Below are 13,001 nucleotides of genomic sequence, written 5' to 3'. Positions count from 1 at the left end.
CCCTATTTGATACCTGCTAATCGAAATGCCGTATAAAGTTTCTCGTTAGCCGCCGGATCCTTGTCTGGCGATACGCCACTGATCTCCCTGGCTGACAGGCCAGGATAGATCTCCTGGAGGCGGCGCGCATATCCTCGCGCCGCCTCCAGATTTCCATTGAGAGCATGACTTGCGGTCAGCACCCTCAACGCCGGTTCGTCGTTCTCCATCTTCGTGCAGAGATCCACCGCCGTCCGATAGTCGTCCCGCTTCAGCGCGATGCTGGCGCCCGCCCACCAGTAGATATCCGGAGCCAGCGGATTGAGATCGATCGCCTGCTGGAAGCGTTGCCATGCGAGGTCTTTTTCCCCGAAATGCGCAAGCGCATCCGCATGCTGGATCAGGAGATCGGCCGAGTTGGGCGCCAGTGCTTCCGCCTCGAAGAACCCTTGCGCCGATGTCTCGAAATCCCGCTGGTAAAGTGCTACGACTGCGCGCATCCAGTGGCCGATGCCGAGTGCCGGATCGATCTCGATCGCGGCTTCCGCTTCGGCCTTCGCCCGGTGCAGGAGATGCGGGTCATCACCGCCGAGCATAAGCCATTCAAGTTGAAGGGATTGCGCCGTACGCGCTCGCGCAACCGACATTTGAGGATCGATTTCGATTGCCTTGCGGAACTCCGAACGCGCCCTGCGGAGGAGCGGCAGATCGCATTTTCCCCGTAGCAGCTGCTGGCCCGACAGGAGGTGATGATAGGCGCCGCCGTCATGTTGCCGGGCCGGCGCAAGCTGGAGCCGCTCGATCTGTTCGGCCAATGCGGCGGCTATCTGTTTCGACAGCATCCTGAAGGCGGAGTGGAGCTGACGCTCCGCCAGGACGACCTCGAGCGACCAGACGATCTCGCCTGTCGCCTCCTCGATCATGGCAAATGACAGGCGCATGTTGTCGAACACGGTCGCCTTGACACAATAGTCTGCCCGTAGCGTTCGGTATAGCCCGTTAGATGCGTCGTCGCTCGTCAGGAAACTGCTGTGGGGAGAGATGACGGCAAACGTCCGGTAGCGAACCAGGCTGTTGGCGATGTCCTCGACGAAAGCCTGGACGAAGGACGGGAAACTACTTCCATCAATTTTGGTCGGGCGCAGGAATGCGACCCGGGGACGCCGGCAAGTTGCGCCCGCCGAGGATGCCGACGGAGAGAGAGCAATCGCTTCCACGCGCGCCCTCAATCGGCGGTGGAGCGCCAGCGTTTCGGATTCGGGCGATCTTCCGTCCAGTTGCGTGTGCCGGATCAGTCTGTCGAAAATCCGGTCGCTGGCAGCCAGGTCCCCCGCCCGCGCGTAAGCGTTCATGAAAAGCCTGTAGGTCTCTTCTCTGTCCGGCTCGAGTTGCAAGGCGCGATCGGCGATCGTCGCGATGTCCACAGACTTCCTGGTGCCAAATCGGGTGACATCATCGAGCAGGCGGTTCACCGCACTGTAAAACTGGTCGTTTAGCCGGTTCCGTTGGGATAGCAGCCAGAAATCGAACTGTTCAGTTCCGGCTTCGACCCCTTGCAGGAGCTCACCGGTCACAGCGAGAAGGCCCTTCAGCCTGCTGTCGATATCCTCATCCTTAAGCGACAACAGGAACGCCTCGAGATCGGAGCGCCGTGTCGCTGGACCGACGGTCAGCCCTGCCATCGTCGAAACGACGAATGGTTCGCCGTCAATGGCATGCTGTTGCAGCCTGAGCAGAAGCTGACGAAGATTTGCGGCTGCACGCTTTTCCTCGGCATTTTCCCACAGAAGGAATGCCGCCGCCTGTCGTGTCAGGAAGCGGGAGGGCGACAGGAGAAGCGCGGCAATAAGGACCAGGCCTTTAATGGGAAAAAATGTCTGATGCCCCGCTTCGCAGCGCGGCATGCCAAAGAGCCGGATCACTAAAGGTTCCGCGTCGTCAGCCACGTCATCACCCCTTTGAGTCGACATCTAACAACGGCATATGAGAAATTGAAAGTGGCATTGTGATGCGATTTTGCGTTGCTTTGATGATTGCATCATATAGGTTGTATTTACAGGGGGATAAACGCGGAGAGCGGGATCGGCGGATTCACCGTCCGAGGAGTAAGAATGCATAATTTGCCGTTTCATAATTCATATTTGACGTTTTCATTTCAGGCAGAACCTTACCAGCGTGCCGATGACGTAGGTTACGCGATCAGCGAATTCATGTGGTTCAGGGGCCAGCCATTTTATCCAATCGGAGCACTGGCCGAGGCGAAAATCGCCCATCTCAGGTTGTCTGCGGGAAAATTTGATGCAGGCGATGAAGACAATCTCGATCTCGTGTTCAGGATGAGGGAGGCCGGTGGAGGGCACTACTTCGAAATCGTGCTGCGTTCGGATCGCGGTACCCGTTATGGCGGCTGGGCATGGGGAAGGGAACTCGAGGTTCTCGACGAGTTCGTAAACGGTTATCGCGTGCTGGTCGCAAGCTCCGGGATCTGCAGGCGGCGCTTCGAGTTCTGCTGCAACAAGAGCCGCTACCGATGCGTTGCGCCCGGTGCTCTCAGCAAGAGCAACTCCACGTTTGCGATATCTCCATTAACTGATTCGGGGCTCCTCGAAGCAGAAGTCAGTTCAGTCTGATTAAGCTCCTGCGTCTCTATCTGCTCGACCGTTGCCACTGGGTCTCATGGACTCTGTGGGATGTGCCTATTGTCGTCGGCGGGCGAGGCGGCCAGTCGCCTATCGAATAAGGGGTTTGTCGCAAACTATCGGGCAGCTTGAAGCGATCCCATGAGCCGTTGCATTTTCATGCTTTGTTAACCTTTTGAAGTCCGAACAGGCGCGCTAGCAGATTGTTCTGATCATTGACGGTCCCGTCGCCGGTGAAGCCGAAGCCCTTCTTCAGCCATAGCATTACTTCGAAACCAGGGATGGTCCGACGTGCTGTCTTGAAGGATTGGAAGCCGCCGATTTTGGGCATGTCTTTTTTTCACCCGGAAAGGATCGCTCTCAACGCCTTGCTGGAGATCCTTGGTGACATAATGGACCGGGTTGGGATCCAAAAGCCCATCATCGACGACTGTGACCTGCCATGGGTATCGCGATGTTGGCAACAGTGGAAAGACCCTAACGGCACTGGCAAGGCGGGGTAGTCGGACAATAGATGATGCAGATTGTCGGGAGGCAACTTATTACTTTTGCGGAAATATCCTGTGTTTCGGCGTGGAATATTGGGTCTGTCGCAATATCGATGACATCAGGATGCTCCCACGATCCGTGCCTCAAGCAAATCGAGCTTCCCGCGCCCATGCACCTGGCGCTTGATAAGTTCCAGCTTAGTTATCTGGCCCGCTGTCTGGCCGTTCGACCAAACTGAAGTGATTGCATTCTGAACCGCTGCCCGGTCGCGAATGGCGAGATCAAGCTTGCTGCTGCGCGGTAGATCCACGTGTCCAGATCATCTTTAGACTTGCGACGCAGCATTTCGTGGAAGCTCTCCACAACATCTCTGGTCTCGACAAGGTCTGGTAGTTGCTCCTCGATCGCAGCGACCGTCATCGTTTGCGCCTTGGTCAAATTGTTGCGTTCAAGGGGCATTAGGCGGACGATGGAGCATGCCGCCGGCTCGTGGCCGAGCCCGTGTTCGGCCTTTTCGGCACGCCTTCGCCGCGTTGCCCATTCGGTGACAACGCGGAGACCTCCGGCAAACCCAGTCAGCCGATGCCGCCGCCACAGTTCAGCGCCGTTTCGCAAGCCCGCATCCCACTGCGCCTCGAGCCAAGGCAGGTGTGGTTCGAGTGACGTTTGCCGGATTCGGTAGATGTCGGTCCGTTGACCGCGAACAACGCTGCGAACCAGCTTTCGGCTATGCCCTGTTCTACGCACGATTTCCTTGGATGGACACGCCTTTGCCAATGAGTCCAAGAATGACAGAGTTCGTCGCAGATATCCCTCATACTGCAAGCGTTCGGCGGCGGTGGGCGATCATATCGGCGAACGGTTCGCAGCAGCGTGTCATTGCTAACCGGCAACCCGAGACGATCTGCGAACCGCGTTGCCGGGCGGCCACCTAATGCAAGCGCGAGATGCCGAACTAGGCAGTCCAGACGGGCTGTCCGGCGAGCCATGGGTCGGATCACGCCATCACCGAAACGTTCGGCGAAAATCTTTCGGCGACAATGGACGACATTGCAGACGAAGCGTCGGACCGTCAGATGCAATTCGATCCTTCGGCCCGCACACGGCAGATCGGCGATCATCCGAGGATAGCGGCTATGAACGAGATCGGAGGTCGTACCGCATTCGGGACACCTGCAACCTCGGGACTGACCACATGCGACGACGACGACGATAACGTCGGGTCTGTGACGCACCGCCTCCACGTTCAACTCGGCAGGGATCAGATCGGAAGGTCGAAAATGGGCTTTCATGGCGCTGATTCTCCTCCAGAAACCAGGCCAGTAGAACCCGAAACATCATCGAGAATGAGTCCGGCCAAATATTGGACGCCGATAAGGGGCAATATTCCGAGCCGATTGACATCGTTCTCGCGGTCAAGAACCTGTCGAGGCGAATAAAAGCGGGGGCGACGGCCTTCAAGGAGTTACCTCGATCGACAGGCAATTGGTCCCTTGACCGTATCGACCATCGCCTCCTTTCTCCCCAAGGCATGATAATCAAATTGTCCGGACGTGAAGCAACGCTCCTATCAACTTTGGTGGCAGCAAACGGGACCATCGTTCCCCGCGCGGAACTCGGCCTTGCCGTGGGGTACGATTCAGTTTCGGACACGCGCAGTCTCGACGCAGTTGTGCAACGGTTACGAGTGAAGGCGCGGGAAGCCGGTACGGAATTGCCGGTGCATGTCATTCACGGCGTTGGCTTTCAGCTTTCCGGGAACGTAATCGTATCCTAGGACACAGGCAATCGTTGCGCCCTCCAGCATCACAAGTACGGCCATCGGAACGGATGATACAGGGTTTCCAATCCGCCGGCGGATTGCAGCGATTTGTCTCGGTGTTCTCAGCAGTCAGAAATCACCTCGTCCCGTCCCACCAGAAGTACACTGCCCCGACCACTCATATTATCGGCTCCGCACGATGGCGCAGTGGAAGGCCATGACCGGCGCAACCGCCTGACTTCAACGGCCAGTCCTTCGCATGGCTTCAGTCAAACAACGTGACATCACCGTTAACGAAACACGCGGATGCGGACCTCATCATCGATAAACGACTTTGGTCCGAGCTCCTTTTCCGAAGAGCCGAAGGGCATCTGCGCCCGCAGCTTCCAGTTCGAGGGGATATCCCAGGCGGCGGCGACGGCCTCGTCGATGACCGGGTTGTAGTGCTGCAGGCTTGCGCCGAGACCGACACTTGCCAGCGCCGTCCACACGGCAAACTGCGCCATGCCGCCCGACTGCTCAGAGAACGCCGGGAAGTTGTCGGCGTAGAGCGGGTATTTTTCCTGCAGGGCCTTCACCGTGTCCTGATCCTCGAAGAACAGGACGGTGCCGGCTCCAGCGGCGAAAGCCTTCATCTTCGCTTCGGTCGAGGCAAAGGCATCGGCGGGAACGATCTCGCGCAGCTTCTCCGTCGTCAGCTTCCAGAATTTGTCGCTGTGTTCACCAAACAGCACGAGCGCGCGCGAGCTTTGCGAATTGAACGAGGACGGGGCGAGGCGAACGGCCTTGCGGATCAGCTTTTCCACGTCGTCAGCCGAAACAGGCAGGTTCTTTCCGAGCGCATACTGCGAACGGCGCTTCACCAGCGCGTCCATGAAGGTATCAGTCATTTTATCCTCTTTTGCGGGATGTCAGAACAGGAGGCGGCCCTCGACGGGGTGATGGGGGTCGAAAGGCGCGAGTGTGGAGGTCTTGCCGGGCGAGACCAGAAGATCGATAAAGCGTTCGTCCTCGATATCATAGACATATTCGAGCGCGTCCAGATAATCCTGCCATTGCTCGAATGTGCGCGGCCCGACGATGGTGGAGGTCACCAGCCGGTTGCGCATGACCCATTGCTGGGCGATATGCGCGGGACGGGCGCCCTTGTCCGCGGCATATTTCTTCAGCTTTTCGGCAACGAGAAGCGACTCCGGACGCCATTCGGCCTCCATCATCCGCACATCGCCGCGTCCTGCGCGGGTGCTGGCATCCGGTGCGACATCCGGCCTGTATTTTCCAGTCAGGATGCCCCGTGCGAGCGGGCTGTAGCACACGACGCCGAGCCCGAAATGGGCGGCGGCGGGCAAATGTTCCAGCTCGGCCTCCCGATTCACCAGATTATAGAGGGGCTGGCTGGCAACCGGCCCCTGCATGCCTGCCTGGGCCGCGAGATGGACGGTCTCTGCAAGCCGCCATGACTTGAAGTTGGAGACCCCGAAATAATGGATTTTGCCGGAGCGGATCAGATCTCCGAAGGCGAGGACCATCTCCGATAGCGGAGCCTCGAAATCCGCCTTGTGAACATAGAGCAGATCGATACAGTCGGTTCCGAGACGCTTGAGGCTCGCATCGACCGCCTGCATGATCCACTTGCGCGACATGCCTCTGTCGTTCGGTCCCGCGCCCATCGGATTGCCGACCTTGGTGGCCAGCATCCAGTGGTGCCTGTCGGAAGCTATCGCCCGTCCGATGACGCGCTCGGACTCGCCGCCGTTATACATGTCGGCCGTATCGATGAAGTTGATGCCAGCATCGCGTGCGGAATCGATGATCCGGCGCGATACGGTTTCGTCGGTCGCGCCGCCAAACATCATGCCGCCAAGGCAGAGTTCGGATACCTTGACGCCGCTTTTTCCCAGATAATTGTATTTCATCCTTGTCTCCAGCCTGCTGAGAACGGGTAAGCCTTGCGCCCGTCCTAACAGGTGGCACCGGCGGGAAAAACAACGGAAGCGGAGCAGTCAAGAAATCGTGCGCATATGTCCATGCGCACCATTGCCGGGCTTTCTAGTGTCATTCCCGAAGTTGCGGGGACGGTCCCGCTGCAGCATTCCAAGCGAGGAAAATCATGAATACTCCCATTCATCCGAAGGGCTGGGTCGAGGGCAAGACATCGAACGGCACCAGACACCTGAACTGGGGCGTGAAGGCCGGCAACCACATCTATGTCGCGGGTATGCTGGCGACCGATCCCCATGACGGCAGCATCGTCGGTGTCGGCGACATCGAAGTGCAGACCCGCCGCGTTCTCGACAGCGTCAAGGAAGTCATCGAGACGGCCGGCGGCACCATGGCGGACGTCACGTTCAACCAGATCTTCCTGCGTGATCTGGCGGATTACGACAGGATGAATGCCGTCTACGTGCAGTACTTTCCCGAAATCCTGCCGGCCCGGTTCTGCGTGAAGCTGGAAATGGTGAAGCCGGAATTCCTGGTCGAGATCGCCACCACGGCCGTCATTTCCTAACCAACGCCTTTCAGACCGATCCCCGGGAATAAAAGGGCGCGCCGAAGCGGAAACTGCGGCGCGCCCTTTCCCGTTCGGTTCTTCGCCGTTCAGCGTCTGCTGGTCACGAGGATCAGGATGCCGGCACCGACGATCGCCAGGGCACCAAGCGCGGTTCCGATGGAAGGCACTTCCTGGAAGACGATGAAACCGCCGGCCAGCGCCCAGCAGAGCTGCGTGTAGGTGAATGGTGCAAGTGTGCTCGCCGGTGCGTGACGATGGGCAAGAACGAGCAGGAAGTGGCCTGTGCCGCCCACGAAGCCGACGGAGGCAAGGGCAAACCAGCTTGAGAAACTTGCCGGCCAGACCCACACCCATGGCACGAGCAGGCTCAGGATCACGGCCGGCAGGAAGACCGCCAGCAGATTCAGGCTGAGGGCGGTGTCCGTCTTCAGGAGATGGCGCGAAAGGAGCACGTAGAAGGCGTAGCTCAGCACATGCTCGATGGCGAACAGCGACCCCAGCTTGAACATGTCGCCGCCGGGCCGGATGACCATAAGGGCGCCGGCAAGACCTGCGAGCAATCCCAGGATCGTCGTGAGCCCCGCCCTTTCTCCGAACAGAAGGATCGAAACCGCGGTGATGACGACCGGGCTCAGCATGACGATGGCCTGGTTTTCCACCAGGCCAAGACTGCGGAGGGCGAGGAAATTGAAAGCCGTGGCGCTCAGCAGCAGGCTGGCCCGAACCAGTTGCAGGGGCAGGCGCACGATACCCCAGCGCGCCGGATTGCGGGGTGGCCGGAAAAGCACGACGGCTGTCAGCGCAGCGAAGGCATAGCGCCCCCAAACCACCTGCAGGACCGGCAAGTCACGCGCGGCGTACTTTGCGGCAGGATCGATCAGGGCAATGAGCATCACGGCACAGAGCATGATGAAAATGCCCCGCCGGGTTTCCGAAGTCTTCGCCTGCTCCGAAGGCGGGGTGGTGGATATCTGTTCTGTCGTCATGAATAGGGTTTGGTCCGTTGGCCGGGTCGACGCGTCTGCGCAAGAGGTCAGGGCGTGTGGAAGATCAGGTTCCCGGCGCGGCGCGGCAGGCGTTTCGCTGCTGTGGAAGCTTGGCGATCTTCGTTTCTCCATCGCCCGCATTCCCGGTGCTGCGAGGGAGAAACGCCGAACAGATCCTTGAACGAACGGCTGAAATAGGCGGAATCGTTGAAACCCCAGCGAAAGCTGATCTCCGAGATCGACTGCTGGTCATAGAGCGGGTCCATCAGCTCGACGTAGGAGCGTTCCAGCCTGCGGCGGCGGATATAGTGGTTCACGTTCTCCCCGACCTCCTCGAACAGCTTCTGCAGATAACGGACTGAAATACCCAGTTGCTGTGCGGCGGCGGCGGGCGAAAGGTCCGGATCGCAAAGCTGGGCCTCCAGAAGCTGCGTGGCCCGCAGCACGAGCGCGTTGCGGGTTCTCGATCCGTCGATGACGGTGTTTGCCGTGCTGGTCGTCACGACGGCGGCAAACAGGAATTCGGTAATGGCCGTCTCGAGCGGGCGTATCTCGTCGGCGGTGAGGCGGGCAATCCTGTCGGCAGCGCTTTGCATCAGACCGGACAGAAAATCGCCCGAACCATTGGTCACGAGAAGCGGACTTGCAACCAGCGCCGTCGGCACGGAAGCAAGCCGTACCCCGGAGCCGTTCCTCGGGAAATAAGCGCAGTTGAGAGTGAGGTGCGAGAGCGAGGTCAGCGACATCTCCCGGGCAGCCTTTCCATAGAGCAGATCGCCCTTCTCGAGCCCGTGAGAACCCCGCTCCGTTTTCAGCGTGCCCTTGCCCTCCACCACCTGCAAAAGCCACAGGCCGCTGGAAAGGCCACGCGTGTCGAAGAGAAGGCGCTGAGCGGATATTTCAAGCCGTGCAATCGCAAAACCCCAGCTTGTCACGGCCGCGCCCATACGGGCGGTGAAGTCGTCGGTGCGGGCATTCGCAAGGACGGTGCATCTGAACGGAGCCATGTGAGAGGACCAAGCGGCAAGGCGCTCGGTCCGATGCAGTGTCTCGGCGTTGAAGGTCGTTACGGTCAGCATGCGGCGACAATCCTGTTCCCGGCCTATTTCTGGCCGCGCAGGAACGGAATGCCGATCTCGCTCGGTCCCGCCTTGCTCTTGCCCAGCAGCACCCAGGCGACGAGCGCAAGCAGGAAGGGCGACATCAGGAGAAGCGGCGGCGAGATGGAAAGCCCGATTGCTTGCCCCTGATATTGAAGCGCGTCCGCGCAGCCGAACAGGACGGATGCAACCATGACCAGAATGGGGTTCCAGCGGCCGAAAATGACCACGGCCACCGCGAGATAACCGCGCCCGGCGGTAATGTTGTCGACGAAGATGCCTCCGGAAGCAACGAGTGTCAGGTATGCGCCGGCGACACCCGCAAGCAGCCCGGTAAACAGCATGGCGCCGAACCGGACCGCCGTCACGGAAATGCCCGCGGCATCCGCCGCCCCGGCACCCTCGCCAACGGCCCGGACGACAAGGCCGACCCGCGTGAAGCGGATCGTCAGCCACAACAGGACCGCGATCACCACGCCCGCATAGAGAATGGGGCTCTGCGAGAAGAGCGCCCGCCCGACTATGGGGATCTCCGAAAGATAGGGCAGGCGATAGACAGACAAGCTTCGCAGGGAGGGCACCTGAAAGGCCGGATCGAGAAAAAGCTCGCGCAGCAGGGAGGTGGAGCCGAGGGCAAGAATGTTGAAGCCGATACCGACGACGATCTGGTCGGCCCGCAGCACCGCGACCGCGACCGCCAGGGCAGCCGCGGCGGCCATGCCGAAAGCCGTGCCGGCCAGTACGCCGACGGCCGGCATCGCGCTTGCCTGCAGACCGAACACGGCGCCGAACGCCGCCAGCAGCATGATTCCCTCAAGCCCGATATTGAGGACACCGGCCCGCTCCGACGCTAACTCGCCCAGTGACGCGAGCAGGATGGGGGCGGCGAGCCGCACCGCGGAAGCCATGAAAAGACCGAGGGTTACCGCGTCGAAGACCATAGCGGGCGTCCTTTCAGGAAACGGTAGCCGTGAATGCAGGCAAGGAAGATGATCGGCAGGCTGGCCATGATCTGGGCGAGCGCGGCCGGAATGCTGAGCGTGCTTTGCAGGGCCAGCGTACCGCTATTGATCGCCCCGAAATACACGGCGACGATCACGGAACCGAAGGGTTCGAGGCTGCCGAGCAAGGCGATTGCCAGTCCGTCGAAGCCGAGGTTCGAACTGAACCCCTCGATCAGGCGGTATTGCACGCCAAGCACCTCGACGGCGCCGGCCACACCGGCAATCCCCCCCGAGATCAACATGGAACTGATGACGAGACGAGCCAGTTGCATGCCTTGAAGGCGGGCCGCGCGCGGACTGAGCCCGGCCGCTCGCAGGCGTATGCCATAAGGCGTGTGATAGAGAACGAACCAGACGGCGACGGCCAGAGCAAGCGCCAGCAGCATGCCGCCATGCAGGCGCGTCCCCGTCAGGATGATCGGCAGAGCCGCACCGTCGGCGATCTTCGCGGACATGTTGAAATTGGACTCCGCGGGCTGCAGCGGACCTTGCACGAGGTACTTCACCAGATAGACCCCGATGAAATTCATCATCAGCGTGACGATGATCTCATTGGCGCCGCGCCAGAGCTTGAGCAGGGCAGGTATCAACCCCCACAAGGCCCCGAACAGGGCGCCGCAGAGGATTGAAGCCGGAAGCAGCAGATATCCGAGCGTCGGCGGCAGGAGTGTTGCCGGCAGTATCGCGCCGATCGCCCCGAGCTGGAGCTGCCCCTCGGCCCCGAGATTGAAGAAGCCGCAGCGCAGCGCAATCAGGGCGGCGAGTGCCGTCAGCAGACGGGGAGTCATGAAGACCAGAGTGTCGGCAAGCGCCCGCCTGGAGCCGAACGCACCGTCCAGCATCACCGCGAGCGCATGAAGCGGATCGACCCCGAGGAACGACAGCACGACGAGACCGATCGCGATGCTGGAACCGAAGGCAAGCAGCACGAGAAAGGCGTTGCTTTCCATAATGGCGCCTGCAGTCTTGCGCAGCCCCGCCAGTGTCGGGAGCGACGGTTGCCGATGGGTGGGGACAGAACTCATGGCTTATCCGTTCCGGTTCTGGTGCCGAGCGTCATCAGTTCGCCGATAACTTCCCGCGGGGTGGAGGCCGGCACGTCGCCGACCGTTTGTCCCGCGAAGAGCACGACGATCCGGTCGCTGACGCGCATGATCTCATCGAGATTGCTGGAGATGATAATGACGGCCTTGCCATGGTTTGCGGCCGCGCGCAGCTTGAGCAGAACATCCTCGCTGGCGGCTACGTCCAATCCGCGCGTAGGCTGGTAGGCGATCACCGTCGGGGCATCCTCGTTGAGCGCCCGGGCAAGCACGATCTTCTGCTGGTTGCCCCCCGAAAGCGTACGCGGTGTCACGTTGATCGAGGGCGCGCGCACGTCGGCCTGCCTGCGCAGATCCTCGGCCGCAGTGGCGATTTCGGAATGGAACAGCCGTCCGTGCCGCGTATAGGGCGGCTTGCCGAATACGTTCAGGAGCAGGTTGATCGAAACCGGCAGATCGAGAACCAATCCTTCGCTGTGCCTGTCCTCTGGCACGAGACCGGCAACGGCACGGCCATCCGGATGCACCGACCGCACCTCGATCGTTCCCCTGTCCGGCTTGCGCAATCCCGCAAGGACATCGAAAAGCTCGCGCTGCCCGTTGCCTTCGACGCCGGCTATGCCGACGATCTCGCCGGCTTGCACGCGAAGCGATGCATCGCGCAGGCCGGAGGAGGACTCGTTCGGGGCGACATCGACGTGTTCCAGTGTCAATTCGGCCTGCTCAGACGCGCGACCGGATCGTTCGATCGGCATCGTCAGATCAATGTCCCGGCCGACGATGTCCTGCACGAGATCTTCGCGGGTTCGTGTGCCGATCGGCCCGCTGCTGATCAGCTTGCCCCGGCGGATGACGGAGACATGTGTGGCGTGGGCGAGCACTTCCTCCAGATGATGGGTGACGACTGCGACGGCGCGGCCGTTTGCGGCAATCTGCCGGACGACGGCATAGAAGGCCTCGATCTCGCCAGGATTGAGAATGGTCGTCGGCTCGTCGAAAAGGATCAGTTCCGCCTTGTTGATCAGCACCTTGAGAATTTCCACCCGCTGCTGCAGCGACAGCGGCAAGGTGGAAACGACGGCCGCCGGATCGATGGGAAGGCCGTAGCGCTCGGCGATCCCGGCAATATCGGCATCGCGTCGCAGCATGGTCCTGGTCTCGGGTGTGGTTGCGAGGCGCAGGTTTTCGGCCACAGTGAAGCCCGGAACCAGCTTGAAATGCTGGTGAACCATGCCGATGCGATTGGCGATGGCGTCGGCGGGGCTGCGGTGAATGACCTGGCGACCTTCGAGCAGGATGCCGCCCGTATCCGGCTGGTGCATACCGAACAGGATGTTGAGAAGCGTGCTCTTGCCTGCGCCGTTCTCTCCAAGCACTGCGTGGATCTCTCCCCGGCGAAAGGCTAGGGAGACATTGTCCAGCACGGTATGGCCGGGAGAAAAACTCTTCGAGACGCCTGTCAGCTCGACATACGGGCGGTTGCTCAT

General features: G+C 60.5%; 11 protein-coding genes and 3 pseudogenes. 4 read left to right on the top strand and 10 right to left on the bottom strand.

Annotation, left to right across the window (positions count from 1 at the left end):
• Nucleotides 1-2: 2 nt before the first annotated feature.
• Entirely contained in the window at nucleotides 3-1,949 is a 1,947-nt protein-coding gene (locus H4I99_RS22810) for an AfsR/SARP family transcriptional regulator (RefSeq protein ID WP_186663401.1), read from the bottom strand.
• Between the two features lie 171 nt (nucleotides 1,950-2,120).
• On the opposite strand from H4I99_RS22810, the gene H4I99_RS22805 reads away from it, so the two are divergent.
• Nucleotides 2,121-2,609 (top strand): hypothetical protein, encoded by a 489-nt coding sequence (locus H4I99_RS22805; protein ID WP_244625261.1) that lies wholly within the window; start codon nucleotides 2,121-2,123, stop codon nucleotides 2,607-2,609.
• 166 nt (nucleotides 2,610-2,775) lie between these two features.
• On the opposite strand, the pseudogene H4I99_RS22800 reads toward H4I99_RS22805, so the two are convergent.
• Nucleotides 2,776-3,052, bottom strand: a pseudogene (locus tag H4I99_RS22800) (DDE-type integrase/transposase/recombinase); the annotation flags it as partial.
• A 173-nt stretch (nucleotides 3,053-3,225) separates the two neighbouring features.
• Nucleotides 3,226-4,399: pseudogene (locus H4I99_RS22795) on the bottom strand (transposase family protein).
• Nucleotides 4,400-4,638: 239 nt separating this feature from the next.
• On the opposite strand from H4I99_RS22795, the gene H4I99_RS24835 reads away from it, so the two are divergent.
• Entirely contained in the window at nucleotides 4,639-4,884 is a 246-nt protein-coding gene (locus H4I99_RS24835; protein WP_425314408.1) for a winged helix-turn-helix domain-containing protein, read from the top strand.
• A gap of 35 nt (nucleotides 4,885-4,919) precedes the next feature.
• Nucleotides 4,920-5,107, top strand: a pseudogene (locus H4I99_RS24595) (IS6 family transposase); the annotation flags it as partial.
• A gap of 52 nt (nucleotides 5,108-5,159) precedes the next feature.
• Here the strand turns inward: H4I99_RS24595 and H4I99_RS22785 are convergent.
• Nucleotides 5,160-5,759 (bottom strand): nitroreductase family protein, encoded by a 600-nt coding sequence (locus H4I99_RS22785; protein ID WP_163897105.1) that lies wholly within the window; start codon nucleotides 5,757-5,759, stop codon nucleotides 5,160-5,162.
• 21 nt (nucleotides 5,760-5,780) lie between these two features.
• A complete protein-coding gene (locus H4I99_RS22780) occupies nucleotides 5,781-6,785 on the bottom strand; it encodes an aldo/keto reductase (RefSeq protein ID WP_163897108.1) in 1,005 nt (334 codons plus the stop codon).
• 194 nt (nucleotides 6,786-6,979) lie between these two features.
• Between H4I99_RS22780 and H4I99_RS22775 the strand changes: the two genes are divergently transcribed.
• Entirely contained in the window at nucleotides 6,980-7,378 is a 399-nt protein-coding gene (locus tag H4I99_RS22775) for a Rid family hydrolase (RefSeq protein ID WP_099060908.1), read from the top strand.
• An 89-nt stretch (nucleotides 7,379-7,467) separates the two neighbouring features.
• Here the strand turns inward: H4I99_RS22775 and H4I99_RS22770 are convergent, their stop codons facing one another.
• From H4I99_RS22770 to H4I99_RS22750, 5 genes are read right to left on the bottom strand one after another with little or no spacing between them, the layout of a single operon-like run.
• A complete protein-coding gene (locus tag H4I99_RS22770) occupies nucleotides 7,468-8,367 on the bottom strand; it encodes a DMT family transporter (RefSeq protein WP_163897110.1) in 900 nt (299 codons plus the stop codon).
• Between the two features lie 47 nt (nucleotides 8,368-8,414).
• Complete coding sequence (locus tag H4I99_RS22765) at nucleotides 8,415-9,446, bottom strand: helix-turn-helix domain-containing protein (protein ID WP_163897112.1); 1,032 nt, start codon at nucleotides 9,444-9,446, stop codon at nucleotides 8,415-8,417.
• Between the two features lie 23 nt (nucleotides 9,447-9,469).
• Nucleotides 9,470-10,408, bottom strand: a complete 939-nt coding sequence (locus tag H4I99_RS22760) for an ABC transporter permease (protein ID WP_163897114.1) — start codon at nucleotides 10,406-10,408, stop codon at nucleotides 9,470-9,472.
• Nucleotides 10,390-11,496 (bottom strand): ABC transporter permease, encoded by a 1,107-nt coding sequence (locus tag H4I99_RS22755; protein WP_206110910.1) that lies wholly within the window; start codon nucleotides 11,494-11,496, stop codon nucleotides 10,390-10,392. The genes H4I99_RS22760 and H4I99_RS22755 overlap by 19 nt, the downstream gene beginning before the upstream one ends.
• Nucleotides 11,493-13,001 carry an ABC transporter ATP-binding protein gene (locus H4I99_RS22750; RefSeq protein ID WP_163897116.1) on the bottom strand — a complete coding sequence of 503 codons (1,509 nt, stop codon included), beginning with the start codon at nucleotides 12,999-13,001 and terminating at the stop codon, nucleotides 11,493-11,495. Before H4I99_RS22750 ends, H4I99_RS22755 begins: the two co-directional genes overlap by 4 nt.

The sequence above is a fragment of the Paenirhizobium daejeonense genome, from assembly GCF_014280875.1.
GTDB lineage: Bacteria > Pseudomonadota > Alphaproteobacteria > Rhizobiales > Rhizobiaceae > Allorhizobium > Allorhizobium daejeonense.
Note: the sequence above shows the minus strand (reverse complement) of the source record. Positions and strands in the feature narration are given on the sequence as shown.